The sequence below is a fragment of the Micromonospora arida genome, assembly GCF_003857035.1.
Classification (GTDB): Bacteria; Actinomycetota; Actinomycetes; order Mycobacteriales; family Micromonosporaceae; genus Micromonospora; species Micromonospora arida.
In genome coordinates, this window is sequence record NZ_QGSY01000010.1 from 1 (window position 1) to 1,181 (window position 1,181).

General features: G+C 73.5%; 1 protein-coding gene. It reads left to right on the forward strand.

What is annotated here, in order from left to right:
• The first annotated feature begins 90 nt into the window (after nt 1-90).
• Nucleotides 91-1,173, forward strand: coding sequence for a polyprenyl synthetase family protein (locus DLJ58_RS00050; RefSeq protein WP_124853293.1), 1,083 nt, complete (start codon nt 91-93; stop codon nt 1,171-1,173).
• Nucleotides 1,174-1,181 lie beyond the last annotated feature (8 nt).

Here is a 1,181-nt window from a genome sequence, read left to right on the forward strand (position 1 = left end):
GTCCCGTCGGTGCGGACGGGCCCCGGCCGCACCGACGGGACTACGCGTGGCGGTGGAGCACGAGCACGGACGACCGGCTAGCGTCGGGGCGTGACCCACGCTGCTCCCGTGTCCCCCGTCGACCGCGCCGGCCTGCGGCAGCGGGTCGACAAGGCTCTCACCGAGTTCCTGGCCGGCCAACGGGTCCGGCTCGCCGCCGTGGACGACGCGCTGAGTCCGGTGGCCGAGACGATCGAGACGTTCGTGCTCGGCGGCGGCAAGCGGCTGCGTCCCGCATTCGCGTACTGGGGGTTCCGGGGGGCCGGCGGGCTGGACGGCGACCAGGTGCTGACCGCCCTGGCCGCACTGGAGTTCGTCCAGGCCAGCGCCCTGATCCACGACGACCTGATGGACCGTTCCGACACCCGTCGCGGTGAGCCCGCGGTACACCGACGGTTCGCTACCCGGCACCGGGAGGCCGGCTGGGGCGGCGACCCGGACGGTTTCGGCGACGCCGCGGCCATCCTGCTCGGTGACCTGTGCCTGGTCTGGTCCGACGAGCTGCTGCACTCCGCCGGCCTGGACCTGTGGTCGTTGGCCCGGGCCCGGCCGGTCTTCGACGAGATGCGCACCGAGGTCACCGTCGGGCAGTACCTCGACGTGCTGACGCAGGTCACCGGGGACACCTCGGTGGAACGGGCCAGCAAGGTCGCCCGGTACAAGTCCGCGAAGTACACGGTCGAGCGTCCGATGCTGCTCGGCGCCGCGCTGGCCGACGCGCCGGAGGACGTACGGACGGCCTACTCGGCGTACGGGCTGCCGCTGGGCGAGGCGTTCCAGCTCCGCGACGACGTGCTGGGGGTCTTCGGCGACCCGGCGCTGACCGGCAAACCGGCCGGGGACGACCTACGCGAGGGCAAGCGCACCTACCTGGTGGCGGCGGCCGTGGAGGCTACCGACGACGCGGGCCGCGAACTGCTGCTCGGCCGGCTCGGCGACCCGGATCTGGACGAGCACGGGGTGGCCCTGCTCCGCGAGGTGATCTCGGGGAGCGGGGCGCTGGCCCGTACCGAACAGCGGATCGCCACACTCACCGACGCCGCCCTGGCTGCCCTGACCGCCGTCGACCTCGACACCGAGGCCCGCCAAGCCCTGGTAGACCTGGCCGTAGCCGCAACCCGCCGATCCGACTAACCCCACCC